Origin of the sequence: Pedococcus sp. NPDC057267 (genome assembly GCF_042668795.1) — a bacterium.
Lineage (GTDB): Bacteria > Actinomycetota > Actinomycetes > Actinomycetales > Dermatophilaceae > Pedococcus.
In genome coordinates this window covers 18,463-40,242 of sequence record NZ_JBHUYG010000030.1, presented here as the reverse complement: position 1 = coordinate 40,242, position 21,780 = coordinate 18,463, and the positions used below count along the sequence as shown (strand labels likewise).

Annotated in this window: 20 protein-coding genes; 8 read left to right on the top strand and 12 right to left on the bottom strand. The window is 73.7% G+C overall.

What is annotated here, in order from left to right; translation table 11 throughout:
- Positions 1-51: 51 nt before the first annotated feature.
- On the bottom strand, positions 52-1,329 hold the full coding sequence (locus ACFUC1_RS08850; RefSeq protein WP_379118751.1) for an NAD(P)/FAD-dependent oxidoreductase: 1,278 nt from the start codon (positions 1,327-1,329) through the stop codon (positions 52-54).
- A gap of 103 nt (positions 1,330-1,432) precedes the next feature.
- Between ACFUC1_RS08850 and ACFUC1_RS08845 the strand changes: the two genes are divergently transcribed.
- Complete coding sequence (locus ACFUC1_RS08845) at positions 1,433-2,956, top strand: PucR family transcriptional regulator (RefSeq protein WP_379118749.1); 1,524 nt, start codon at positions 1,433-1,435, stop codon at positions 2,954-2,956.
- 113 nt (positions 2,957-3,069) lie between these two features.
- Here the strand turns inward: ACFUC1_RS08845 and ACFUC1_RS08840 are convergent, their stop codons facing one another.
- Positions 3,070-3,558: a cupin domain-containing protein gene (locus ACFUC1_RS08840; protein ID WP_379118747.1), complete on the bottom strand. Its 489-nt coding sequence runs from the start codon at positions 3,556-3,558 to the stop codon at positions 3,070-3,072.
- 89 nt (positions 3,559-3,647) lie between these two features.
- The gene (locus tag ACFUC1_RS08835) at positions 3,648-4,097 is read right to left on the bottom strand and encodes a MarR family winged helix-turn-helix transcriptional regulator (RefSeq protein ID WP_379118745.1); all 450 of its coding nucleotides are present in this window, start codon (positions 4,095-4,097) and stop codon (positions 3,648-3,650) included.
- Positions 4,098-4,373: 276 nt separating this feature from the next.
- Between ACFUC1_RS08835 and ACFUC1_RS08830 the strand changes: the two genes are divergently transcribed.
- On the top strand, positions 4,374-5,603 hold the full coding sequence (locus ACFUC1_RS08830) for an MFS transporter (protein WP_379118743.1): 1,230 nt from the start codon (positions 4,374-4,376) through the stop codon (positions 5,601-5,603).
- Here ACFUC1_RS08830 and ACFUC1_RS08825 read toward each other — a convergent pair.
- The 7 genes from ACFUC1_RS08825 to ACFUC1_RS08795 form a co-directional block, all read right to left on the bottom strand.
- The gene (locus ACFUC1_RS08825) at positions 5,600-7,030 is read right to left on the bottom strand and encodes a xylulokinase (RefSeq protein ID WP_379118741.1); all 1,431 of its coding nucleotides are present in this window, start codon (positions 7,028-7,030) and stop codon (positions 5,600-5,602) included. The genes ACFUC1_RS08830 and ACFUC1_RS08825 overlap by 4 nt on opposite strands.
- A complete protein-coding gene (locus ACFUC1_RS08820) occupies positions 7,031-8,086 on the bottom strand; it encodes a zinc-binding dehydrogenase (protein WP_379118739.1) in 1,056 nt (351 codons plus the stop codon).
- The gene (locus tag ACFUC1_RS08815) at positions 8,083-9,105 is read right to left on the bottom strand and encodes an NAD(P)-dependent alcohol dehydrogenase (RefSeq protein ID WP_379118737.1); all 1,023 of its coding nucleotides are present in this window, start codon (positions 9,103-9,105) and stop codon (positions 8,083-8,085) included. Before ACFUC1_RS08815 ends, ACFUC1_RS08820 begins: the two co-directional genes overlap by 4 nt.
- Positions 9,106-9,109: 4 nt before the next feature.
- Positions 9,110-10,684: a mannitol dehydrogenase family protein gene (locus ACFUC1_RS08810; protein WP_379118735.1), complete on the bottom strand. Its 1,575-nt coding sequence runs from the start codon at positions 10,682-10,684 to the stop codon at positions 9,110-9,112.
- Positions 10,681-11,475 carry a carbohydrate ABC transporter permease gene (locus ACFUC1_RS08805; protein ID WP_379118752.1) on the bottom strand — a complete coding sequence of 265 codons (795 nt, stop codon included), beginning with the start codon at positions 11,473-11,475 and terminating at the stop codon, positions 10,681-10,683. The genes ACFUC1_RS08810 and ACFUC1_RS08805 overlap by 4 nt, the downstream gene beginning before the upstream one ends.
- A gap of 134 nt (positions 11,476-11,609) precedes the next feature.
- Entirely contained in the window at positions 11,610-12,554 is a 945-nt protein-coding gene (locus tag ACFUC1_RS08800) for a carbohydrate ABC transporter permease (RefSeq protein ID WP_379118733.1), read from the bottom strand.
- Positions 12,554-13,918 (bottom strand): ABC transporter substrate-binding protein, encoded by a 1,365-nt coding sequence (locus ACFUC1_RS08795; protein ID WP_379118731.1) that lies wholly within the window; start codon positions 13,916-13,918, stop codon positions 12,554-12,556. Before ACFUC1_RS08795 ends, ACFUC1_RS08800 begins: the two co-directional genes overlap by 1 nt.
- 135 nt (positions 13,919-14,053) lie before the next feature.
- On the opposite strand from ACFUC1_RS08795, the gene ACFUC1_RS08790 reads away from it, so the two are divergent.
- Positions 14,054-15,013 (top strand): sugar-binding transcriptional regulator, encoded by a 960-nt coding sequence (locus tag ACFUC1_RS08790; RefSeq protein ID WP_379118729.1) that lies wholly within the window; start codon positions 14,054-14,056, stop codon positions 15,011-15,013.
- 19 nt (positions 15,014-15,032) lie between these two features.
- Here the strand turns inward: ACFUC1_RS08790 and ACFUC1_RS08785 are convergent, their stop codons facing one another.
- Positions 15,033-16,091: an SGNH/GDSL hydrolase family protein gene (locus ACFUC1_RS08785; protein WP_379118727.1), complete on the bottom strand. Its 1,059-nt coding sequence runs from the start codon at positions 16,089-16,091 to the stop codon at positions 15,033-15,035.
- A gap of 265 nt (positions 16,092-16,356) precedes the next feature.
- On the opposite strand from ACFUC1_RS08785, the gene ACFUC1_RS08780 reads away from it, so the two are divergent.
- From ACFUC1_RS08780 to ACFUC1_RS08765, 4 genes are all read left to right on the top strand, one after another.
- Positions 16,357-16,674: a hypothetical protein gene (locus tag ACFUC1_RS08780; protein ID WP_379118725.1), complete on the top strand. Its 318-nt coding sequence runs from the start codon at positions 16,357-16,359 to the stop codon at positions 16,672-16,674.
- 20 nt (positions 16,675-16,694) lie between these two features.
- A complete protein-coding gene (locus tag ACFUC1_RS08775; RefSeq protein WP_379118723.1) occupies positions 16,695-17,945 on the top strand; it encodes a cupin domain-containing protein in 1,251 nt (416 codons plus the stop codon).
- A complete protein-coding gene (locus ACFUC1_RS08770; RefSeq protein ID WP_379118721.1) occupies positions 17,942-18,844 on the top strand; it encodes a sucrase ferredoxin in 903 nt (300 codons plus the stop codon). Before ACFUC1_RS08775 ends, ACFUC1_RS08770 begins: the two co-directional genes overlap by 4 nt.
- An 81-nt stretch (positions 18,845-18,925) precedes the next feature.
- Positions 18,926-19,318, top strand: coding sequence for a YkvA family protein (locus tag ACFUC1_RS08765; protein ID WP_379118719.1), 393 nt, complete (start codon positions 18,926-18,928; stop codon positions 19,316-19,318).
- A gap of 37 nt (positions 19,319-19,355) precedes the next feature.
- On the opposite strand, the gene ACFUC1_RS08760 is transcribed toward ACFUC1_RS08765, so the two are convergent.
- Positions 19,356-21,032 carry a metallophosphoesterase gene (locus ACFUC1_RS08760; protein WP_379118717.1) on the bottom strand — a complete coding sequence of 559 codons (1,677 nt, stop codon included), beginning with the start codon at positions 21,030-21,032 and terminating at the stop codon, positions 19,356-19,358.
- A 59-nt stretch (positions 21,033-21,091) separates the two neighbouring features.
- Here ACFUC1_RS08760 and ACFUC1_RS08755 point away from each other — a divergent pair, with 59 nt between their 5' ends.
- Entirely contained in the window at positions 21,092-21,775 is a 684-nt protein-coding gene (locus ACFUC1_RS08755; protein WP_379118715.1) for an HAD-IA family hydrolase, read from the top strand.
- Positions 21,776-21,780: the final 5 nt, after the last annotated feature.

Below are 21,780 nucleotides of genomic sequence, written 5' to 3'. Positions count from 1 at the left end.
TGTCGGGGCGGCCCGGCGCCAGGGGCCCCGGCCCCCCCGGGCCGCCTGGTGTCAGCGCAGGGGGTTGAAGGGCTTGAGCTGCTCGACCTGCTTCCCGGTGACCATGGTCTGCGCGAGCAGGCGGCCGGTGACCGGGCCGAGGGTGATGCCCCACATGCCGTGGCCGCCCGCGGCATACACCCGGGGGCTCTTGGTCGCACCGATGAGGGGCAGGCCGTCGACGGTGCACGGCCGCGAGCCGACCCACTCGTCCTGGCGGGCGTCGAGGTCGGCGCCGCGCAGCAGCGGGCGGGCGGCCTCGGCGATCGCCGAGATGCGGCGCTGGTCGAGCGCGGCCTCGGGCTTGCGGAACTCCATCATCCCGGCCACGCGCAGCCGGTCGCCGATCGGCGTGCACGCGACCCGCTGGGCGGGGAAGTAGACCGGGCCGTTCGGGACGTGGTCGATCGCGACGGAGAACGAGTAGCCGCGGCCGGCCTGCACGACGTTCCGGACGCCGAACTGCCGAGCCAGCTTCCCGAGCCAGGCGCCCGTCGCGAGGACCGCGGCGTCGAACTCCTCGACCGAGCCCTCGGCGGTGGTGACGGCCACGCCGCGACCGGTGTCGCGGATGTCGGCCACCGTGGCGCCGTCGACGATCTTGCCGCCGCGGGCGCGCACCGAGTCGGCGAGCGCGTGGACGAAGGCGCCGGGGTTGATGAACCGCTGGCCCTTGAGCAGGATCGCCGCCCCGATCTCGTCGGACAGGCTGGGCTCGATCGCCCGGGCCTGGTCGCCGGTGAGCGGCTCGAACTCGATGGCCTGGCCCGCGGCGTGGATGTGCTCGATCTCCTCGAGCAGCGTGCGGCGCTCGTCCTCGGTGCGGTACGACGCGAGGAACGACCTGGCCTCGATGGTGTCGGCCTGCACGCCGCCGGCCTTGAGCAGGTCGAAGCTCTCCAGCGACAGGTCGTTGACCGGCACGAGGGAGCCCATGGCCTTCTTCCAGGCCTTCATCGTCGAGTGGCGGGTGAAGCCGGTGACGAACCGCAGGAAGTCCGGGTTGGCGCTCGGCGGCACGTAGACCGGCGACGACGGCGACAGGACGGCGCGGATGCCGTACTTGAGGACCGCGGGCTCGGGCAGCGGCGTCGCGATGCCCGGCGTCAGCCAGCCGGCGTTGCCCCACGACGACCCGGCGGCCACGCCCTCACGGTCGAGGACGACCACCTCGACGCCGTGCTCCTGGAGGAACCAGGCGGTGGACAGGCCCACCATTCCGGCGCCGACGACGGCGACACGACGGGGGGCGGGGAGACCGGCAGCGGTGACAGCGGGGGAGGAGGTCATGTCCTCGAGCGTGACAGGGAGCGTGTACCGTCGCCTTGGCGGCGAAGCATGAATCTGACCGTGAGAGTTGTGCTCACGGCACAACCTGCCCGACACTGGGGCCGTGCTCGCCGTGACCGACCTCGTGGGCACCCTCTCGGGCCTGCTCACCCTCGCCGTGCCCCGCGAGGGCGCCGAGGTCGACGACCTCACCATCGCCGAGCCGGCCCACGGCGTCGTCGGCCAGCCCGGTGACCTCGTGCTCGGCGTCGGCGTCGACGGCCCCTCGGGGGCCCTCCAGGTCGTCGGCGACGCAGCCGCGGCCGGCGCCGGCGGCGTGGTGCTGCGCCGGTCCCTCGGCCGGCGCCGCGACGTCCGGAGCCGGGCCAGGCGGGAAGGCATCGCGCTCGTCGAGCTCGCCGACCAGGCCTCCTGGGCACACCTCGTCTGGCTCCTGCGCGGTGTCCTCGACCGTGCCGCGGTCGGCCCGGGCCGGCGCGAGGACGCACCCGTGCAGGACGACCTGTTCGCGCTCGCGGACGCGGCTGCCGGTCTCGTCGACGCCCCCGTCACCATCGAGGACGCCCAGTCGCGCGTGCTCGCGTACTCCTCGCGCCAGGACCTCACCGACCCGGCCCGCGTCTCCACCATCGTCGGGCGGCGAGTGCCCGACGAGGTGCTGGCCACCCTGCGCGCCCAAGGCGTCTTCCGCCGGCTCGCCCGCTCCAGCGAGCCGGTCTACGTCCCGGCGTCCGGCGGCACCAAGCCCCGCCTCGTGGTCCCGGTCCGCGCCGGCGGCGAGTGGCTGGGCTCCATCTGGGTCGTCGTCGAGCAGCGGCCACCGGCGGCCCTCGTGGCCGAGCTCGTGCAGACGTCGGCCGTCGTCGCGCTGCACCTGCTGCGCCTGCGGGCGCAGAGCGACCTGTCGCGGCGCGTGGCCGCCGACCGGCTCCGCGGTGTGCTGTCCGGCAGCACCGCTGGTGCCGACGAGTGGCTGCCCGCGGGGCCGTGGCGGGTCGCGGCGCTCGGCACCGCCGGCGATGCCGGCCGCATCCTCGACGTGTGGGAGTCGGTGCTGCGGCGCCAGGCGTGGACCTCCCCGCTCATCGCCGAGCTCGACGGTCGGGTGTATGCCGTGGTGCGCGACACCGATGACGCCGCCGCGGGCTCGTGGCCGTGGCTGTGCGCCGTGGTCGAACGGGCCCGGCTCGAGGGCCTGGACCTGGTGGTGCGCGCGGGCCGGCCGGCCCACCAGCCGGCCGGGCTGGAGCGCTCGCGCAGCGAGGCACAGGAGGCGGACCGGGTCACGCCGCCGGGCGAGGCCGTCGCGCGCCACGAGGACGTGTGGGCGCAGGTGACCATCGCGCGCGCGGCGGCGGCTCTCCCCGAGGAAGCGCTGGGGCCGCTGCGCCTGCTGCAGGAGCACGACGCGGTGCACGCCACCGACCACCTGCGGACCCTCGCCGCGTGGCTGGACCACCCCGGCGCGCCGAGCGCGGCCGCGCGGGCGATCCACGTGCACCCCAACACGATGCGCTACCGGATGAACCGGGTCGCCGACCTGGCCGGGCTCGACCTCGACGACCCGACGGTGCGGCTGGCCGTCCGCCTGCAGCTGGCAGCGCTGGAGGGCGGGCCGACGGCGTGACCCGGCGCCGCCTCGCGGGGCCGTGCGCCCCCCTCGCGGCGGCCGTGCGCCCCATCCGCCTGGCCACGTGTCCCGACCGTGCCCGTGGCCTGCGCCCCGGGCGACGTGCTGCGTCAGTCCACCCAGTGGTTGTCGTGGTACCGCATGAACTCGTCGCGCTCGGCGTCGGTCATCGCCTCGCCGGCCCCGAGCCGGGCGAGCCCCTCGAAGTAGGCCTCCCGTGGTGCGCCCGGGGCGAAGTGCAGCAGCATCGACGCCGGCCCCGACTCGTTCCGGAAGCCGTGCAGCCCGCCGGCCGGCACGTGCACGAAGTCGCCGGAGCGCATGACGTTCCAGGCCGTGCCGTCGTAGATGGTGACCTCGCCCTCGAGCACGTAGAAGGACTCGGTGATGGTCCGGTGGAAGTGGGAGTCGGGACCGCTGCGCGGACCGGCGAACTCCCACCGGTACAGCCCGTAGGTGCCGCCGCTGCCCTCGCCGGTCGTGAGGTAGTGGACGCGGTTCCCGTTGGGGTACACCAGGTCCGGCTCGCTGCCGGCCAGCCTCGCCCGCGCGCTCACCTCGCCCGTGGCGCCGTCGTAGATCGGTGGGGGATAGCTCACCGCGCCATCGTGCCCGCGGAGGCGGACGACGTCACGCGCGTTGTCGGCGGCCGGCCCCGGGTGTGTGGCCGGGCGGTCGGTGCCTCCGTTCAGGCCGGGGCGGGCAGGCGGTGCAGGGCGTCGACGAGCGGAGCGAGCTCGGGCGTCTGCACCGCCTGTTCCAGCGCCTGCTCGAGGACCCGGTCGTGGGTCGGGCGCGCCGCGGCGAGCAGCCGCGACCCGGCCGGGGTCAGCTCGGTGTAGATGCCGCGGCGGTCGTCCTCGCACAGGATCCGCTTGAGCAGCTTGCGGTCCTCGAGCCGGGTGACCAGGCGCGTGGTGGCCGAGCTCGACAGCGCCGCCGCCCGCGCGAGCTGCGACATCCGCAGGTGCCAGCCGTCCTGCCGGGAGAGGGCGTCGAGCACCGTGTACTCGACGACGGACAGGTCGTGGGCGCTGGTGAGCTCGCGCTCGAGGGCCGTCTCGAGGAGCCCGTGGAGCGCCGCGAGGGTGCGCCAGCCCTGGGCGCGGACCTCGACCGCGTCGTCGGCGATGCCCATGGGTCCTCCTCCGTGGGTGGTGTGTCCAGCGCGGGTCCGGGCGCTTCCGGGCGAGGTGCGCCGTGCCGGGGCCCGGACCCCGTGTCGTTGCCCTCCATTCTAGCGCGCTTTTGCAACATGCGGCGTGTGCAACTATCTTGCTGTTCACGCCGATAGTTGCACACGCGGCATACCAGCACGCGGCACGGTTGGTCGACGAGGACCCGAGCCGGCCGCCGGGCGCGCCCCTGGCTGCGCCCCACACCCCACTCCCCGCACCCCTGGAGGACCCCTGTCATGCCCCTCGCCCTGCTCGCCCTCGCCATCGGGGGCTTCGGCATCGGACTCACCGAGTTCGTCATCGCCGGCCTGCTCCCCGAGGTGGCCGCCGACTTCCACGTCGACGAGGCCGCCGCGGGGTGGCTCATCTCCGGGTACGCGCTCAGCGTCGCCGTGGGCGCCGTCGGCCTCACCGCCGCCGTCACCCGCCTCAACCGCAAGCACGTGCTGGCGGCGCTCATGGTGCTGTTCATCGCCGGGAACCTCGTCTCCGCGCTGGCGCCGACCTACGAGGTCATGCTGCTCGGACGCGTCCTCGCGGCCCTCACCCACGGCGCCTTCTTCGGCATCGGCTCGGTCGTCGCGGCCTCGCTCGTCGCGCCGGAGAAGAAGGCCGGTGCCATCGCGATGATGTTCGCCGGGCTCACGACCGCGAACGTCCTCGGTGTCCCGCTCGGGACCCTGCTCGGGCAGCAGCTCGGCTGGCGCTCGACCTTCTGGGCGATCACCGTCATCGGCGTGCTCGCGCTGGTCGGCATGGCCACCCTCGTCCCGTCGCAGCCGGCCGAGCGAGGCGGTGCGGGCCTGCGCGGCGAGCTCGGCGCCTTCCGGTCCGGCCAGGTGTGGCTGTCACTGCTGGTCACCGTGCTCGGGTTCGGCGGCATGTTCGGCGCGTTCACCTACATCGCCTACACGCTGACCTCGGTCTCCGGGTTCGCGGCCAGCACCGTGCCGTGGCTGCTCGTGCTGTTCGGCGTCGGCCTCTTCGCCGGCAACTGGGTCGGTGGCCGGGCGGCGGACCGGTCCGTCCCCGTCACCCTGACCGTGGTGCTCGCAGCGCTCGCGGTCGTCATGGCCGTCTTCGCGCTCACCGCCTCCTCGCCCGTGGCTGCCGTGGTGTCGCTGGTGCTCATGGGCGCGTTCGGGTTCGCCACCGTGCCGGGGCTGCAGATGCGGATCATGGCGTGTGCCGGGTCGGCACCGACCCTGGCCAGCGGCGCCAACATCGCGGCGTTCAACGTGGGCAACGCGGCGGGCGCGTGGCTCGGTGGCCTGACGATCTCCGCCGGCCTCGGCTACGCCTCCACCCTGTGGGACGGAGCCGGCCTGAGCCTCGGCGCCCTGGCCGTGCTCGTCGTCGCCGACCGGCTGGCCCGCCGACGCGACGCCGGAAGGGGCACGGCGCAGGCCGGTGGGCCGACCGAGGTCCGCACGCCCGCGGACGCGCTGGCCGGGGCCGACGCCTAACGGCGGTGGACCGTCGCCAGGAGGGCGGCGTACCGGCCCAGGACCTCGGCGGACGAACCGTCTCCCGCCGGGTCGAGGGTCTCCTCCACGCGCACCGGCCACGCCGGCGGCTCCTGCTCGCCGGACAGCACCCACGCGGCCTGGCGCGCCGCCCCGAGCCCGACGTACTCGCCGGGCTCGGGCACCGCGACCGGCACGCCGATCAGCGACCGCGCAACCTCCCGCACCGCCGCCGACGCCGAGGCCCCGCCGATGAGCAGCACCCGCTCGACCGGCGTCCCCAGCGCCCGCAGCGCGTCGACCCCGGCGACCAGGTTGGCGAGCATGCCCTCCACTGCGGCGCGGGCCAGGTTCTCCGGGGTCGCGTTGGTCCGGGTGAGGCCGCCGAGCGTGCCGGTCGCGTGCGGCAGGTTCGGGGTGCGCTCGCCGTCGAGGTACGGCAGCAGGCTGAGCCCCCCGGCGCCGGGCTGCGCGGCCAGCGCCAGCCGGTCGAGACCGGCGAGGTCGGTGCCCACCAGCTGGGCCGCCGAGGTCAGCACCCGGGCGGCGTTCAGGGTGCACATGAGCGGCAGGAAGCCGCCGCTCGCGCTCGCGAACCCGGCCACGTCGCCGCTCGTGTCCCGCACCGGGCTGGTGGCGTCGGCGAAGACCGCCCCGCTCGTCCCCAGGGACACCACGACGTCGCCGCGTTCCAGCCCCAGCCCGAGGGCGGCCCCGGCGTTGTCGCCCGTCCCTGGACCGACGACCATGCCGGACCCGGTGCGGCCCGCCTCCTGCGCCGGACCCAGCACGCGCGGCGTCCCGAACTCGCGCCCGAGCGCGAGCCGCTGCAGATCGGGCAGGTAGGCGTCATCCACCGGGGAGAAGTAGCCCGTGCCCGACGCGTCACCCCGGTCCGTCACGTGCTCGCGGAAGCCGTTGCCCTGCTTGAGGATCCGTGAGGTCAGCCAGTCGTGGGGCAGCACGACGCTTGCCAGTCGGTCGGCGTGCTCCGGCTCGTGCTCGGCCAGCCACCGCACCTTGGTGACGGTGAAGCTCGGCACGGGCACGAGCCCCGTGCGGTCGACCCATTCGGCAGGCCCGCCGAGCTCCTCGATCAGGTCGTGGGAGGCCTGGGCGGAGCTCGTGTCGTTCCAGAGCATCGCCTCCCGGATGACCTCGTCGTCCTCGTCGAGCGCCACGAGCCCGTGCTGCTGGCCGCCCACCGCGATCGCCGACACGCCCTGGAGCAGGCCGTCCGCGGTGGCGGCCAGGTAGGCCTCCCACCACCGGTCGGGATGGACCTGGGTGCCGTCGGGGTGCGGTGCGCGACCGGTGCGCACCACCCGGCCGGTCCCCGCCTCGCAGACGACAACCTTGCAGGACTGGGTCGAGGAGTCGACCCCGGCGACGAGGGTGGGTGCGGTCCGGTCGGGTGCGCCGGTCATTCAGTCCTCCATCACGATGCAGACCTTGCCGGCGGTGCCGGCGTCCGCGACCCCGTATGCCGTGCCGGCGTCGGCCAGCGGGTAGCGGTGGGTCACGACGACCTCGGGGTGCAGGTCGGTGTGGACGAGCAGGTCGAGCAGCTCGCCCATGTGCTGCAGCGAGGTGACCCACGACCCGTGCAACGTGACCTGCTTGTGGATGAGCAGGTCCGACACGGCGAAGTCGACCCGGCCACCCTCGCCGACGAACACGCAGCGGCCCCAACGGCGGGTGTTGCGCAGCGCCGCGACGCGGGCCGGTGCCGCACCCGAGCAGTCGACGGCGACCTCGCAGCCCTCCCCGCCCGTGGCGGCGGCGACGGCCTCGTCGACCTCGTCCGCGGTCACCGCCACGTCGACCAGCCCGAGCCCCGCCGCCAGCGCGACCCGCTCCGGCGAGGTGTCGGTCCCCACGACCGTCGTCACACCGAGCGCCCGGCCGAGCATGGCGGCGGCGAGCCCGACCGGCCCCAGCCCCGTCACCAGCAGCCGGTCGCGCCCGGACACGCCCGCCCGCAGCAGGCCCTCGTACGCCGTGCCGAACCCGCACGACACCAGCGCCCCGTCGACGAAGGTGAGGGGCTCGGGCAGGAGCAGGCAGGACGCCTCCTCCGCGAGGAGGTACTCGGCGTGCCCACCGTCGCGCTGCCACCCGTGGGCGGCGCGGAACGGCGAGAGGCAGCCCACGGCATACCCACGGCGGCACTCGTCGCACATCCCGCAGCCGGCGATGTGGTAGACGACGACGCGGTCGCCGACGGACAGGCTGCGCCCTCCGGGCCCGACCTCCACGACCTCTCCACAGGGCTCGTGACCTGCGACGACACCCTGGTACGCCTCGGCACCGTGGCCCTGGTGCTCGCGGTAGATGGCGCGGATGTCGCTGCCGCAGATCGAGGACGCGCGCATGCGCAGCAGCACCTGGCCGTGGCCGGGTCGCGGCACGTCGACCTGCACGTGCTCGACGGTGCTGTCGCCGGGCAGCCGCACCCCGCGCATCGTCGCCGGGAGTCTCACGACTGCGGCTCGATGACGGACTTCACCGCGCCGGGGGTGTCCCGCGCGGCGGTGAGGGCGGCGGCGGTGTCGGCCAGCGGGAACCGGCCGGTGACGAGCCGCTCGAGGTCGACCTGCCCGGACGCGACGAGCGCGATCGCGGTGGGCCACGTCCCGGCGTACCGGAACGTCCCGGTCACGACGAGCTCGCGCTCCTGCACGACCGACAGCGGCAGCGGCAGCTCGTCGCCACCCATCCCGACCAGCACGGCCCGGCCGGCTGGTGCCAGGGCCCGGATGCCGTCCGCCGTGGCCCCGGGGTGTCCCGAGCACTCGAGCAGCACCTCCGGAGCGGGCCGACCGGCGAACGCGTCGGCGAGCGACTCCTCGCCCGAGTCGACGGTGCCGGTCGCGCCGAGCTCGCGGGCCACGGCGAGCCGATCGGGGTTGACGTCGGCGACGACGACCTCGCTCGCCCCGGCCGCCCGGGCGACCTGCACGCACACGAGCCCGATCGGCCCGGCGCCCGTGACCAGGACCCGTGACCCCGGGCCGACGGCTCCCTTGCGGCAGGCCCAGACGCCCACGGACAGCGGCTCGCAGAGCGCGGCCTCGAGGTCGCTGACCGAGTCGGGCACCGGGTGGGCGAACGCGTGGTGGATCGCCACGAGCTCGGCCAGCGAGCCGTCGACCGGCGGGGTCGCGTGGAAGACCATGTCGGGACACAGGTTGTACCGCCCGGCGAGGCACTGCTCGCACGACCGGCACGGCACGCCGGGCTCGATCGACACCCGCTGCCCGACGCGCGAGGGGTCGACGTCCTCGCCGACCGCCTCGACGACACCGGCCGCCTCGTGGCCGAGGACGAGGGGGGACTCGACCACGAACCGGCCGATGCGGCCGTGGTCGAAGTAGTGCGTGTCGGATCCGCAGACGCCCACGGCCCGTACGCGCACGAGCACCTCGTCGCGGGCGGGGACCGGTTCGGGACGCTCGTGGAGCTCGACGACACCGGGCGAGGTCAGGACTGCGACGCGCATGCGGTCAGTCTGCCCCGCCGGCCGTGGTGTCGCCGCCGCCCGCGCGGGCGTCCCAGTCCTCGAGCGTGGCCCGCGCGCCGACCGCGTGCAGCCGCTCCAGGGCTGCGGTGTAGGCCGCGGCGAACCGCTCGTCGTCGGCGAGGTCGCCGAACAGGTCGCGGTCGCGGACGAAGGCGAGCGGGTCCTCGCCCTGACGTGCCGCGGCGGCCGTCACCCGGTCCTTGAGCCGGTCCACCACCTCGATCGGCTCGCCCCGCTCGTCGCGCCCCTCGGCATAGCGGGCCCACGAGGCGACGACGAGGGCGGAGAGCTCGATCTCGCCACCGCTGCGCAGGTTCTCCCGGATGACCGGGACCAGCCACTTCGGTATGCGGTCCGAGGACTCGGCGCAGAGCCGGGCCAGGGTGTCCCGCACCTCGGGGTTGGCGAACCGCTCGACGAGCTCGTGCCGGTACGCGTCGAGGTCGACGCCCGGGACCTCCGGCAGCGTCGGGCTGCCCTCGCGCTCCATGTAGGCCAGCAGGAACCGGCGGAACAGCGGGTCCTGGCAGACCTCGTGCGCGTACCGGTACCCCGAGAGGAAGCCGAGGTAGCACAGGGCCTGGTGGCTGGCGTTGAGCAGCCGCAGCTTCATCAGCTCGTAGGGCACGACGTCGTCCACCACCTGCACCCCGGCGTCCTCGAACGGCGGGCGCCCCTGGCTGCCGAACGAGTCCTCGAGCACCCACTGGGTGAACGGCTCGCAGACCACCGGCCACCCGTCGCGCACCCCGAACTCCTCGGCCAGGCGGTCGATGTCCTCCTGCGCGGTGACCGGCGTGATGCGGTCGACCATGCAGTTGGGGAACGCCACCTCGCGGTCCATCCAGTCGGCGAGCTCGGCGTCCTTGAGCCGGGCGAAGGCCGTGATCATCCGCCGGGCGACGTCGCCGTTGTCGGGCAGGTTGTCGCAGCTCATCACCGTGAACGGCGCCCGCCCCTCCCGGCGCCGGCGGTCCAGCCCGGCCGCGATGAACCCGAACACGGTGGTCGGCGCGTCACCCGCGGCGAAGTCGGCGGCGAGGTCGCCCTGGATCGACGGGTCCTGCGCGTCGAACTCGCCGGTGACCTGGTTGACGAGGTAGCCGCCCTCGGTGATGGTCGTCGACACGATGCGGGTGCCCTCGTCGGCGAGCCGGTCCACGACCGCGCCCGGGTCGTCGGGCGCGAACATGACGTCGACGATGCTGCCGATCACGCGCGGCTCGCGGTGTCCGTCCGGGTGCTTGACCACGAGCGTGTAGAGCCCGTCCTGGGCGCGCAGGGTGTCGATGATCCGGCGGTCGTGCGGCAGCGCCCCGACCCCGCACAGCCCCCACTCGAGCGCCTCGCCGTGGTTCATGAGCGCGTCGAGGTACATCGCCTGGTGCGCGCGGTGGAACCCGCCGACGCCGAAGTGGACGATGCTCGCGGTCACCTGCGACCGGTCGTATGCCGGGACGGCGACGCGGGGGTCGAGGTCGCCGAGGGCCTTGTCCGACAACGGGACCGGCACGGTGCCGGGAGCTGCGTCGCCCTGCTCGGGTGCTGCCCCGGTCACTTCACGGCTCCCATCGACAGGCCCTGGACCAGCTTGTCCTGCGCGGCGAAGCCGGCCGCCAGCACCGGCAGCGACACGACGAACGACGCCGCGCAGACCTTGGCGAGGAAGAGTCCCTGGCTGGTGACGAAGCCGGTGAGGAACACCGGCGCCGTACCGGCCACCGTGCCGGTCAGCACCCGCGCCAGGAGCAGCTCGTTCCAGCTGAAGATGAAGCAGATCAGGGCGGCCGACGCGATGCCCGGCATGACCACCGGCGCGACGATGTCCTTGAGCGTGCGGGTCAGGCTCGCGCCGTCGACCGACGCGGCCTCGAGCATCTCCACCGGTACCTCGGCGAGGAACGAGCGCAGCATCCACACGGCGATCGGCAGGTTCATCGAGGTGTAGAGCAGGATCAGCCACCAGATGTTGTCGAGCAGCCCCACCTTCTGCGCGAAGAGGTAGAGCGGCAGGATGCCGGCCACGATCGGCAGCATCTTGGTCGAGAGGAAGAAGAACAGGACGTCCGTCCACTTCTTCACGGGGCGGATGGACAGGGCGTAGGCCGCCGGGAAGGCCAGCAGCAGGACGAGCACAGTCGACAGGATGCTGGCCGTGAGCGAGTTGAGCAGCGGGGGCCAGGGGCCCGCGGCGAAGAAAGTGCGGTAGCCGTCGAGGGACAGCGGGGCGAACACGTCCGGGGGGTTCTTCGCCGCGTCGGTCTCCTTGTGGAACGACGTGAGGATCATCCACAGCACCGGCAGCGCGAAGAGGATCCCCACCACCCAGGCGGCAGCGGTCAGGAGCATCCCGCTGCGGGGCGCACGGGCATACCGGATCTCCTGGCGCGGGCCCGATCCCGGGACGGTGCCCGACCGGCGCGCCTCGCCGGTCGGTCTCGAAGTGGTCTCCGGCTCCGTGGCGGTGCTCTTGGTGGGCTGGCTCATCGCGTCTCCTCCTTGAACAGGCTGAAGGCGGTGCGCAGCGCGGCGGTCGCGATGAGGATGGTGCCGATCACGACGACCACGCCCGCGGCGGACGCCCGGCCGTAGTCCTGTGCGGTGTAGAAGGTCTGGTAGATGAAGTAGGGCAGGTTCGCCGTGCCGAGGCCGCCGGACGTGATCGTGAAGACGTGGTCGAAGTTCTGCACCACGTAGATCGCGCCGAGCAGCGCCGAGAGCTCGATGTACTGGCGCAGGTGCGGCAGCGTCATGCTCCGGAAGATCTGCCACGAGCTGGCCCCGTCGATCCGCGCCGCCTCGACGACGTCCAACGGCCGGCTCTGCAGCCCCGCCAGCAGGATGAGCATCATGAACGGCGTCCACTGCCACACGAGTGCGGCGATGATCGCGATGAGCGGGTTGTTCGTGATCCAGTCCGGCTGCGGCGCGCTGTCCCCGAAGACGGCCTTGAGCAGCCCGTTGAACAGGCCGTACTCGGGGTTGTAGAGCGCGTGCTTCCACAGCAGCGCCGCCGCGACCGGAACCACGAGGAACGGCGTGATCATCAGCGTGCGCACGGCCCCCCGTCCGGCGAACTTGCGGTCGAGCAGCAGGGCGATGGCCAGGCCCAGCACGAGGCTGACGACGACCACGCTGACCGTCAGCAGGATCGTGACGAGCACCGCCGAGCGGGTGTTGGTGTCGGTGAAGACGCGGGCGAAGTTGTCGAAGCCCGCGAACCCGCGCTCGTCCGGGTAGTACGCGTTCCAGTTCATGAACGAGATGACCAGGGTCGCCAGGAACGGCACCTGGGTCATGACGATGGTGAAGACGAGCGCGGGCAGCAGGGGCGCCCGTCGCGCCCACGCGCCCGACTTCTGCAGCGCCCGGCTCGGCGTCGCCACCTCGCCGCTGCGGCCCGTCCGGGCCGTTGCCGTGGTCGCCATCACCGCCCCCTTGCCTGGTAGCGCTCGGCGACGTCGTCGGCGAGCTGTTGTCCCTTGTCGAGCGCGTCCTTCACGGACGTCTTGCCCGCGATGGCCGAGCTCACGTCCTGGCTGACCTGGGTGCCGAGGTCGGGGAACTCGGGGATGTCGACGAACTGGATGCCGATCGCCGGCCGCGGCTGCACTCCGGGGTTCTCGGGGTCGGCGGCCTCGATCGCGGCCTTCGTCGGACCGGCGAAGGCCGACGACACCTTGAGGTACTCGGGGTTCTCGTAGGTCGAGGCGCGCTTGCCGGCCGGAACCCTGGTCCACCCGAGCTGGGTGCCGACGAGCTTCTCGTAGTCCTTGCCACTGGCCCAGGAGATGAACTTCCAGGCGTTGTCCTTCTTGGTGCTGGCCTGCTGGATCGACCACGACCACGCGTAGAGCCACCCCGAGGAGTCCGTCTTCACCACCGGGGCCGGCGCGTAGCCGAACTTGCCCTTGGTGGGGGAGTCGTCGGCCTCGAGCGACCCGGCGGCCGAGGTGGCGTCGTACCACATCGCGACGTTGCCCTGGACGAGGTTGTTGAGGCACTCGGTGAAGCCGGCCTGGGGTGCGCCCTTCTCCCCGTGGGCACGGACCAGGTCGACGTAGAACTGCACGGCCTGCCGGAACTCGGGCGCGTTGACCTTCGGCGTCCAGTCCTTCTCGAACCACGTGCCGCCGAAGGTGTTGACCACGGTGGTGAGCGGCGCGAACAGCTGCCCCCACCCGGGCTGCCCGCGCAGGCAGATCCCGCGCATGCCGGGCTTGGCGCCGTCGACCTTGGCCGCGATGTCGGCCACCTGCTGCCACGTCGGCCTCGCCGGCATCGTGATGCCCTTGGCCTGCAGGATGTCCTTGCGGTACATGAGGAACGAGGACTCCCCGTAGAACGGCTCACCGTAGACCTTGCCGTTGCTGGACAACGAGGTCCGCATCGGCTTGAGGATGTCCTGCTGGTCGAACGACGGGTCCTTGGCGATGTAGCCGTCGAGCGGGGCGATCCACCGCGCCTTGGCGTAGATGGGGATCTCGAAGTTCGACAGGGACGCGACGTCGTACTGCCCTGCCTGGCTGGAGAACTCCTGGCTGATCTTGTCGCGCACGTCGTTCTCCGGCAGCACGGTGAAGTTCACCCGGATGCCGGTCTGCCTGGTGAAGTTCGCGGCGGTCAGCTTCTGCAGGTCGACCATCTGCGGGTTGTTGACCATGAGGACGTTGATGCTGTCCTTGCCGCCACCGCCCCCTCCGCCGCCGCCCCAGCCCGCACAGGCCGACAGGCCCAGGGTCGTCGCCGTGGCGGCAGCCACCACCGTGGCTCGTGAGATCCGGTTTCGCACGCGTCCTCCTCCGTCGCCAGTGACGGCTCCCTGATGGAACGGCTTGCCATGCGCTCAGATGAGCGCGATCATGCGCAAACGAGTAACCCGAGTAAAACCGCGCCGAGGGACGCTGTCAACGGGGAGGATGGAGCCGTGACCGACGACGGACCCGCGGAGCTCGTGCTGCTCGCGGCCGTTGCGCGCCGGTACTACCTGCAGAACCAGTCGAAGGTGGAGATCGCCGAGGAGCTGGGGATCAGCCGGTTCAAGGTCGCCCGGCTGCTCGAGTCGGCCCGCGAGCGCGGTCTGGTCCGGATCGAGATCGTCCGGCAGGGGGCGCTCGACGTCGACGCGTCGGCCCGGCTCCAGGAGCGCTACGGCCTGCGCCACGCGGTCGTCGTCGAGCCGGCCGACCACGACCCCGGCTCCGTCCGGCACCAGCTCGGCCGCGCGGCCGCGGAGCTGCTCGCCGAGGTGCTCGAGCCCGGTGACGTCCTGGGCCTGCCGTGGTCGCGGATGGTGCACGCCATGGTGGGGGCGCTCACCACGCTTCCCCCGGTGGAGGTCGTCCAGCTCACGGGGGCGATCGCGCTGCCGGACTTCGACAGCAGTGCGGTCGACATCGTCCGGCGGGCAGCCCGGCTGGCCGGTGGCCCGGCTCGCGTCTTCTACGCGCCGTTCGTCCTCGACAGCAAGGCGAGCGCCGACGCGCTGCGCCGCCAGCCGGCCGTCGCGGAAGGGATGCAGGCGGCCAGCAGGGTCACCAAGGCGGTCGTCGGCATCGGTAGGTGGGCCGAGGGGCAGTCGACGATCCACGACCTCCTCGACGAGGGAGAACGCGCCGCGCTGGCGCGTGCCGGAGTCGCCGGAGAGCTGGCCGGCGTCTTCTTCGACGCGAGCGGAAAACCGTTACGCCCCAAGGTCGCTGCGCGCCTGGTGACCATCGACGCCGACGTGCTCGCCGGCATACCCGAGGTCATCGCGGTGGCCTCCGGGCACGCCAAGGCCCCTGCCGTGCGCGCCGCCCTCGGCGGTGGGCTCGTGCAGGGGCTGGTCGTGGACACCGGCCTCGCCGAGGCGCTCCTCGTCGACGAGCCTGCGCCACGGCGCTGACCCCGGAGGAGGAGTCGGGTCAGCGGGGGTGCGCGGCGGCCCAGGCGCGGTCCTGGCGCTGGGACCACAGGCGGTCCGCAGCGTCGATGCTGGCCCGGCTCGACAGGTCGACGCCGGCCCGCTTCGCCGCCGCCCTCGCGCGTGCGGTGGTGAGGTCGGGCGCGTGGAACTGCTCCGGGACGATCGTGCGGTCGGCGGCGGCATACCGGCGCTGCTGCGTCGCCAGGACGGTGCCGGAGTCGGCTGCGACCCGCAGCGTCGTCGCGGTGACGGCCAGAGCCGAGCCAGTGAGGGGGGTGCTGACGAGCGGGGCGTAGCCGTCGCGGTGCCCGGCGACGTTCGGGTGGTAGCTCTCGCTGACCGGGTTGGACAGGCCGTTGATCCACTCGGTGCTGTCGCAGACGGCGTGGCCGGTGAAGCGGCTCGTCGGGTTGGTGAACGAGAAGCCCTTGGCCGAGGCCTGTGCCGACAGCTTGCTGTTGAGCAGGTCGGCGGTCGCGTTGAGCCGCGACTCCTCGGTGGGGGAGAACCACGTGAACGCGTTGCAGTCCTCGCCGTTGAAGATTCGGGGGTAGCCGACGACGGTGACCCGGGCGTTGGGGGCCTTGGCCCGGATCGAGGAGTAGAGGGTCGAGAGCCGCCCCGGGAGGACGTTGTTGATGATGGACTGCGCGGTGTCGATGGCGCCGTTGCAGTTGCTCATCCACCCCGGCTGGGCGCACTCGGTGAGGACGTCGGCGAACCCGGCGTCGTTGCCCCCCACGGAGATGGACACGTACGTCGTGCCCGTGCCGAGCGCTGACAGCTGGGTGTTGGTCACGTCGGCCACGGTGGCGCCGGAGCAGGCCCGGAAGGTGAGCGCGAGTCCCTTGGCGGCCGCGATGAGCGAGGGATAGGCGTACACGGAGCGCTGGCACGAGGTGCCGTCGTTGATGTACGTGCGGGTCCCCACGCCGGAGGAGTACGAGTCGCCGAGCGCGACGTACGAGCTCGCCGCCGATGCGGGTGTGGCCGAGATGGTCAGGGCCGTCGCGACACCGAGTGCCGCGAGCACGCCGAACGTGCGGGTTCTCGCCATTGAGGTCTCCCTGCGGTCCAGTGGGTCGGTGGTCCGCACCCTAGGACGGTGCCCGCGAGCGGCGGGAGTGCCGGGGACGGACCCTTGCCAAGTCCTGACCATCCGCAGGGAGGCCCGCGACCTCGAGCCGGTGGTGGCGGCCCGACCTGTGCGGCGAACCGGCCCTGACCTGCGCAGACGCGTCGGCTCGAGTGGCGGTGTGACCGGCAAGGGCATAGGAAGGACGAGCGGCGCACGGGCGTCGCAGAACCCAGGGAGAAGAGCCATGAGCGAGACCCCCATGAACGACGACGACACGATGGGCACCGGCGAGGGCCCGGCCGACGGTGGTGCGAACGCAGGCGGCCACGACGGCGGTGCCGACGGTGGAGCGGACGGCGGCGCCGGTGCCGAGGGCCCGGCCGACGGTGGCGCGAACGCCGGTGGCCACGACGGCGGTGCCGACGGCGGTGCCGATGGCGGTGCGGACGGCGGTGCCGATGGTGGCGCTGGTGGCGAGGGCCCGGCCGACGGTGGCGCGAACGCCGGCGGCCACGACGGCGGTGCCGATGGTGGCGCGGACCCGGCCGACCGGGGTCTGTGAGCGCGGCTGAGCCGACCGTCGTGACGACGACCGACCAGCACCGGGAGCGCGTCCAGGCGGGCGAGCTCCCGGTGCTGTCGCGCCTCGTGGGGGTCGAGCCCGAGGAGTTCGCGCGCCACTACTGGTCCCGCGAGCCGCTGCTGACGCGGGCTGCGGACCTGCCGCTCCCCTTCGACGACCTGTTCTCCGCGGCCGCGGTGGACGAGCTCGTCTCGACCCGCGGCCTGCGTACGCCGTTCCTGCGCATGGCCAGGAACGGCACGACCCTGCCGGACCGCAGCTTCACCCGCGGCGGCGGCATCGGCGCCGCGATCGCCGACCAGGCCAGCGACGACGCCGTGCTGTCCCACTTCGCCGACGGCGCGACCCTCGTCCTGCAGGGCCTGCACCGGACGTGGGAACCGGTGGTCCGGTTCTCCCAGTCCCTCGCCGCCGCCCTCGGCCACCCGGTGCAGGTGAACGCCTACGTGACGCCGCCCCAGAACACCGGCTTCAGCGACCACTACGACGTCCATGACGTCTTCGTCCTGCAGGTCGCGGGCGAGAAGCGGTGGCGCATCCGGCCGCCGGTGTACCCGCTGCCGCTGCGCGACGAGCCGTGGACCGACCACCGTGCCGCCGTCGAGGAGGCGGCCGCGGGCACCAACCCCCTCATCGAGACGACCTTCCACCCTGGCGACTGCCTGTACCTGCCCCGTGGCTACCTGCACTCCGCCACGGCGCTCGGCGGCACGAGCATCCACCTCACCATCGGGGTCCACGCGTGGACGCGACGGCACGTCGCCGACCAGCTCGTACGGGCCGCCGTCGCCCGCGCCTCGCTCGGCTCGGAGCTGCGGTCCGCCCTCGCGGTGGGCACCGACCTCGTGACCTCCGGCCCGGACCACGACGACGTCGAGGCCGTGCGACGGGCCCTGCTCGACGCCATCGCCGAGGTCGACGCCAGCGAGCTGGCCGCCGGCCTGGCTGGTGCGGCCCGCGCCGCGCAGCGACCGGCACCGCTGTCCCCGCTGGCCCAGGCGGAGGCGGCCGCCGCCGCCGACGAGTCCACCGTCGTGCGGGTCCGCGACCACGTCGGGGCCACCCTCGAGCCGGCCCCCGGTGGGGCCGGCGGCACGGTGCTGCGCAGCCGTGTGGGCGCGCTGCACGTCGCCGGTGGCGAACTCGCCGCCGTCGAGGCCCTCCTCGCGGACGGGCAGGCGAGCGCCGGCGCGCTGGGCGTCGAGCTCACGCGCACGCTGCTGCGCACGGGCGTCGTCGTCCCCGGATGACCACTCCCCGCTGCTCGACGTCCGCGCGACGTCGCGGTGACCCCATGCTCGGCACCGCGGCGCCGGCCACCCGCTGGCTGCTCCTGGAGCACCCCGGCGGGTGGCTGCCTGCCGCGTTCGACAGCCCCGGCCTGCCACGCGGGATCGGGACGAGCGTCCACCGCACGGCGCTCGCGGTGGGTGGCCGCGCCGTGCTCGTCCGTCGCCCGGGACGTCGCCCGGCCGGTGCCCCCCGGCACTGGGGCGTCGTCGACTCCGACGGCCGCCAGCAGTGGGGCACCTGGTCCGGTGCCGACGAGCTCGAGGCTGCCGTCGCCGCCCTGCGCGACGGCCCGGACCCCGACCGGGGCTCCGGTCCCGCCGCCGGGGAGCCGGGCCCCCAGCTGCTCGTGTGCACCCACGGCCGGCACGACGTCTGCTGCGCCGTCCGCGGCCGGCCCGTGGCCGCCGCCGTCGCGGCCCGGTGGCCCGGGCGGACGTGGGAGTGCTCGCACATCGGCGGCGACCGCTTCGCCGCGAACCTGCTCGTGGTCCCGGACGGCACCACCTACGGCGGCCTCGACCCCGACTCCGCCGTCGCCGTGGTGGAGCGGCACCTGTCCGGCCAGGTCGACCTCGAGCACCTGCGCGGGTTCTCCACGGCCCCGCCGCCCGTCCAGGCGGCCCTGGCCGCGGTCCTTCGCGACCACGGGGCTGGCGGCGCCTCAGACGTGCGGCCGGGCACGGTCACCGCCACGGCCGCCGACACCTGGGAGGTCGAGGTCCTCGGCGCCGCCGGCCTGCCCGCCCGCACGGTCGTCGACGTGCGCCGGGGGACCCAGCCCGCCGCGCGCCTCACCTGCCGGGCACCGGGGGAGGCCACGGCATACACGTATGCCGCCGTGCCGCGCACCCGGTGACGGCGGCAGGGCACGCGATGCGCCACGACCGCGCGGTGGGCGGGTCGTCGCCCCTCTCGGCGCCGCTGGGAGGATGGGTGCGTGCGTGAGGTGGTCGTGTCGCTCGTCGTCGCCCTCGCGGTGGCGTGGCTCGCGCTCGTCGTCGCGCTGCTCCTCGCGCGCCCCCGCGGGGGCGCGCTGACCGAGTCCGTGCGCCTGCTGCCGGACCTCGTCCGCCTCGTCAAGGACCTCGTGACCGACCGGTCGCAGCCGCCGTCGGTGCGGTGGCGGCTCGTCGCGCTGGCCGGCTACCTGGCGCTCCCGTTCGACCTGGTGCCGGACTTCATCCCGGTCGTCGGGTACGCCGACGACGTCGTGGTGGTGCTCTGGACCCTCCGGTCGGTCCTGCGCCGGGTCGGGGTCGAGGAGTGCCGCCGGCGGTGGCGCGGCACGGACGACGGCTTCGACGCCCTGCGCCGGCTCACCCGCGTCTGACGGGGCGCCCCTTCGGAGGGTCGGCTCGCGGCGGGCGTCAGGGGCCCGTGGTCACAGGGGTCGTGGCGGTGATGCGCTCGGTCGTGCGGCCGAGGTCGGGCGAGCACGAGCGAGCCGCTGACCCCCCCTTGGCCGTCGTGGAAGTCGCGGTGCCGGTCGACCGCGTGGGGCCCGGCAGCGGCGGCGCGGCGGACTCGATCCGCGAGCCGTTGATGAGCGTGACGTCGTCGTACGCCGGCCGCCCCTCGACCACGTTGCGGAACTGGTAGCGCGTCAGCGACGCCAGCCGGCAGTCGTCGCCGAATGCGGCGATGTCGAATGCCGAGGGCTGTCCGGTGAGCTCCTCGCCGTTGCCGCCCTCGGCGACGAAGTGGCTGAACGGGCCGCCGCCGGTGAACGTGCCGACCTGGATCCGGTTCCCCTCCAGGGCCGCGGTGTGCATGTGCCCGTTGACCCGTATGCCGGCCCGCTTCACGTCCTCGACGGCGGCCGGCTCGTGCGACACCAGGATGTCGGGGGCCGGTTCGTCGGCCATGGTCGCGACGAACCGATCGGCGGCAGGCTTCTGCTTGGCGGCGTTGTCCTTGTTGTCGTCCCCGAACCAGCGCGGGTCGTTGAAGCCCGCGATCCGCACGCCGGCGATCGACTCGACCCGGTAGGTCGTGTCGTCCGGCTGGAGCAGGACGACGTTGGGGACCTTCGCGAGCCGGTCGAGCAGCTCGCGGTCCACGTCGGAGCGCGCGTCGTGGTTGCCCTTGACGAACAGGTAGGGCACCCCCAGGGACTCGATGCCCTTGAACACCCCGGCCGCCTCCGCCTCGGTCGCGGTGCCGAAGTTGACCAGGTCCCCCGCGTCGATGACGGCGTCGACGCGCTCGCGCTGCACGATCGTGCGCATCAGCGGGTACTGGTTGCCGCCGTGGATGTCGGAGACGAGCAGGAACCGCGCCGCCACCGGACTGCTGAGGTTCTGCGGCGCGTACTTGTCCTGCAGCGCGGACGACAGGGCCAGCAGGTTCTTCAGGTACGGCGTCGTCTGCTCGGCGCGGGTCTCGACGCCCTCGAGCAGGTCCGCGTTGCGCTGCACCGCGCCGAGGATGCCCGTGGTGGAGAAGGTCGCCAGCCGCGCCGGCTGGTACGTCCACGCCACCACGGCGAAGGTCACCAGGCACGACGTCGTCCAGGTCGCGACCGTGCCCCACCGCACGGCGCGCAGGGGGAGCGCACGCCCGGCGGGGCGAGCAGACTGCCGCCGCCACACGGCATACCCGCCGAGCAGGAGGGCCGCCACGAGCAGCGCGCCGAGCGCAAACCGCAGGGCCAGCCCGGTGGCGGCGTCGGTGGCGGCCTTCTCGAGCTCGAGCGGGCCGGGCTCCAGCGAGCGGACCGAGATGTTGGGGCGGGAGAGCAGCTCGGTGATCCGCTCCTTGACCTGGACCTCGGCGCGGACGCCCGGCGCGGGCACGATGCCGCCGAACCTCAGCCGGATGTTGCCGAACGTCGTCGGCGCCGTGATGGTGGAGATGTCCGCCGGGTCGAGCGACAACCGCAGCGTCGCGTCGTAGTTGAGGGTGCCGGCGTGCACCGGGAACAGCGTCGTCGCCGCCACCCCGCCGGTGTTGCACGCCACGAAGACGACCAGTGCCGCCACCACGCGACCGACCCACCGGAGCACACCGGTGCCACGTCGCGCGCTTCCTGCCGGCGTGCCCACCCGACCACCGTAACCGGCTCTCCCGGCGGGCACCGGGGACGGCACCTAGGGTGGCGGGTATGCCGCCGCGCCCGCACCCGTTCGAGGGCCGCGACTTCGCGGCCGTGCTGTTCGACATGGACGGGACGCTGATCGACTCGATCCCGGTCGTCATCCGGTCCTGGGTCCAGTGGGCGCGCGAGATGGGGGTGGACCCCCGCAGGCTGGCCGGCTTCCACGGCGTGCCGGCCCGGGGTGTCGTGGAGGCGCTGCTGCCGGCGGAGATGGTCGACGTCGCCGTCGCGCGGATCGAGGAGATCGAGGTCGGTGACACCGTCGGCATCACCGTCCTGCCCGGGACCCTCGACGCGCTCGAGGTGCTCACAGCCGCCGACCCGCAGCACTGCGCGATCGTCACCTCGTGCACCGAGCCGCTGGCCGCGGTGCGGATCGCGGCCACGCGGCTGCCCGTCCCGGCGGTCGTCGTCACGGCGAGCGACGTGGAGCGGGGCAAGCCGCACCCCGACCCCTACCTGCTGGGGGCGCGGCGGCTGGGCGTGGACCCGGCCGACTGCCTGGTCGTCGAGGACGCGCCGGGTGGGCTCGAGGCGGCGCGGGCAGCGGGCTGCGCCACCCTGGCCGTCACGACGACGACCGACCCGGCGGACCTGCTCGCCGACGCCGTGGTCACCGACCTCGGAGAGGTCCGGTTCGCCATCGACGGTGGCCGCGTCCGCGTGACGACGGGAGTTACCCGGCCGTAGGTTGG

Bases quoted from the DNA above. Each gene is read 5' to 3' on its own strand.
- ACFUC1_RS08830 (WP_379118743.1), top strand. From the start codon at position 4,374: ATGCCCCTCGCCCTGCTCGCCCTCGCCATCGGGGGCTTCGGCATCGGA.
- ACFUC1_RS08785 (WP_379118727.1), bottom strand. From the start codon at position 16,091: ATGGCGAGAACCCGCACGTTCGGCGTGCTCGCGGCACTCGGTGTCGCG.
- ACFUC1_RS08815 (WP_379118737.1), bottom strand. From the start codon at position 9,105: ATGCGCGTCGCAGTCCTGACCTCGCCCGGTGTCGTCGAGCTCCACGAG.
- ACFUC1_RS08800 (WP_379118733.1), bottom strand. From the start codon at position 12,554: ATGGCGACCACGGCAACGGCCCGGACGGGCCGCAGCGGCGAGGTGGCG.
- ACFUC1_RS08850 (WP_379118751.1), bottom strand. From the start codon at position 1,329: ATGACCTCCTCCCCCGCTGTCACCGCTGCCGGTCTCCCCGCCCCCCGT.
- ACFUC1_RS08780 (WP_379118725.1), top strand. From the start codon at position 16,357: ATGAGCGAGACCCCCATGAACGACGACGACACGATGGGCACCGGCGAG.
- ACFUC1_RS08825 (WP_379118741.1), bottom strand. From the start codon at position 7,030: ATGACCGGCGCACCCGACCGGACCGCACCCACCCTCGTCGCCGGGGTC.
- ACFUC1_RS08770 (WP_379118721.1), top strand. From the start codon at position 17,942: ATGACCACTCCCCGCTGCTCGACGTCCGCGCGACGTCGCGGTGACCCC.
- ACFUC1_RS08755 (WP_379118715.1), top strand. From the start codon at position 21,092: ATGCCGCCGCGCCCGCACCCGTTCGAGGGCCGCGACTTCGCGGCCGTG.
- ACFUC1_RS08835 (WP_379118745.1), bottom strand. From the start codon at position 4,097: ATGGGCATCGCCGACGACGCGGTCGAGGTCCGCGCCCAGGGCTGGCGC.
- ACFUC1_RS08805 (WP_379118752.1), bottom strand. From the start codon at position 11,475: ATGCTCCTGACCGCTGCCGCCTGGGTGGTGGGGATCCTCTTCGCGCTG.